Annotated in this window: 2 protein-coding genes; both read right to left on the bottom strand. The window is 71.3% G+C overall.

All coding sequences use genetic code 11. From position 1 onward, the window contains the following. Positions 1-1,073: hypothetical protein (locus HG543_RS53090; RefSeq protein ID WP_211194800.1), on the bottom strand; the 1,073-nt coding region annotated here is incomplete at its 3' end. Positions 1,074-1,212: 139 nt separating this feature from the next. Then, on the bottom strand, positions 1,213-2,397 hold the full coding sequence (locus HG543_RS53085; protein ID WP_343073671.1) for an AI-2E family transporter: 1,185 nt from the start codon (positions 2,395-2,397) through the stop codon (positions 1,213-1,215). Positions 2,398-2,401: the final 4 nt, after the last annotated feature.

Raw genomic sequence — 2,401 nt, 5'->3', positions numbered from 1 at the left:
TCCCAGCCCTTCTTCGTCCCCGCACCGGAGAACCGGTCCTGGTAGCGCGACAGCAGGAAGCGCACCGAGTAGCCGAACGGCCCCCACACCTCACCCGCCACGCCCAGCTGCGCCTCCCAGCCGAAGCTCGACACCGACGTGCCGAACTCGCTGACCTCCAGGTCCAGCGCCCCACCCTCGTCGCTGAAGCCCTGCCCCGGCTTCGCGTCGATGAACACCTGGCCCGCGCCCTCCAACCGCACCGAGCGCAGCAGCGGCACCGACACCTCCAGGCCCACCGCCGGAAACAACCGATGCGTGCCCGCCAGCGGGTTGTCCGGGGACTCCTCCACATCGAAGGCCCGCGTCAGCAGGCCCGCGCGAATCCCCGCGTAGCCCAACAGCTGGCGCTCCTCCCCCCGGCCGAAGAAGTAGCGGTACATCGCCTGCGCCGTCAGGACCGAGTCCGTGGCCGCCACCTCGCGCGTCACCGACTGCCCCGCCTCGCCCACCAGCGTCACGTCCGTGGCCGCGTACCCGCGCCGGTAACCCAGCACCAAGCCCAGCCCCCGCACCGCCGACGTCCTGCGCGCCAGCGGCAGCAGCTCCAGCTCCGCCGAAAACCCCAGGTACGGCACCGACGAGGAGTAGTCCGACGTGTCCCCGACCTGCTCCTCCTCCGGCCTCCGGTCGTACTCGCCGCAGGACTTCACCCCGGGACGCGCGCAGTACCGCCGCCACGTCGTCGTGCCGCCCACGAACAGCCGCGCCAGCGGCGGACGCATCGGCGCGTCCCCCACCGTGCCGCCGGAGCCCGTGTCCACTTCCACCGCCAGGAACGGATCCGCCGGGGTGTGCGGCTCCGGATCCGCCGGCATCGGCGCCGGGCCCGCCTTCGGCTGGAGCCCCACGGCGTCGGCATCAGGACGCATCACCGGCGCGAGCTCGCGCTTCGGAGCGTCGGCCACGGGCGCGTCCTCACGCGGTCCGGCGGAATCGGGCTCGATGACCGCCGCGGACACCGGAGAAGCCAGCACCACCGCCAGGGGCAACAACATGCCCCAGCGGGCCATCGCGTGTCGGGTGTTCATCATCCTGCGGGGAGGTTCACCCACCCCGCGAGCGATGTCCAGGCTCGGAGAAGCCCGGAACCCAGGCGTCCAGCCTCGCCCGGGTTCCCGCTGACGACGCGCCCGGCGGCGCGGGTGACGCCCAGGCTCGCGGACCGCCCCCTCAGGCGTTCAGCGTCGCCGGAGTCCCCATGGACGCCGTGCCCACCATCGGGCCCGGCTCCGGCGCCAGGGACGGCGAGGAGTCCTCCGAGGCAGCGGACGCCGCCGACGCCTGCGTGGCCGCGAGATGCTCCGCCCGGCCGATGCCCAGGAAGTCACGCCGGTAGATGCGCACCATGGCCATGAAGATGGAGGCGATGAGCGGGCCCACCAGGAGCCCCATCATCCCGAACACCGCCAGCCCGCCGAACATGGACAGGAAGACGAGCAGCGGGTGCAGCGCCATGCGCGCCCCGCACAGCTTCGGCCGGATGACGTTGTCGATGCTGCCCACCAGGAAGGTGCCCCACGACAGCAGGAACACGCCCTCCGTCACCTTGTTCGCCGCGATGAGCACCACGCCGATGGGGCCCCACACCAGGGCCGTGCCGCCCACCGGCACCAGCGCCACCAGCACCATGGCCGCGCCCCACACGCCCGCGTGCGGCACCCCCGCGATGAGCAGCCCCACGAAGCCCACCGCGCCCTGGATGATCGCCGTCACCGTGTTGCCGTAGACAATCGCGTACGCGACGTCCGTGAACTCGCGGGAGAAGGCCTCGAAGTAGCGCCGGTCCAGGGGGATGAGCCGCATCACCTCGGACACCAGCCGGCGGCCATCCAGGAAGAAGTAGTACATGGCCACGGTCATCAGGAACATGTTGATGACCAGCTCGGCCCCCGCGCTCACCACGTCCTTGAGCAGCGCCGCCCCGCCCGTCACCGCCGTCACCAGTGCGCGCTCCGTCTCCGCGCTCTCCGGATCGAACCGGATGTACCGGCTCAGCCCCCGCGGCAGGCTGGAGGCGAACTGGTGCCGCAGGTCCACCTGCTCCAGCAGGTCCTGCGCCTGCCCCACGAACTGGAGCAGCTCGCGCGCCACCATCCACCCCACCAGCGCCAGCGGCGCCAGGATGAGCAGAAACACCGTGAGGGTGGACAACCCGGCGCTGAGGGACTTGCGGCCCCGCAGCTTCTGGCACAGGTAGTCCTGCACCGGCATGAACAGGACCACCAGGAAGCCGCCCAGCAGCACCGGCATGAGGAACGGCAGCAGAATCCTGGAGAACAGAATCAACGCGAGGGCGAAGAGCCCCGCGAAAACAAAATTTGACCACCGCCGCGTGTCACCCACCGCCCACCCCACGCCC

Origin of the sequence: Pyxidicoccus fallax (genome assembly GCF_012933655.1) — a bacterium.
Taxonomy (GTDB): Bacteria; Myxococcota; Myxococcia; order Myxococcales; family Myxococcaceae; genus Myxococcus; species Myxococcus fallax.
Note: the sequence above shows the minus strand (reverse complement) of the source record. Positions and strands in the feature narration are given on the sequence as shown.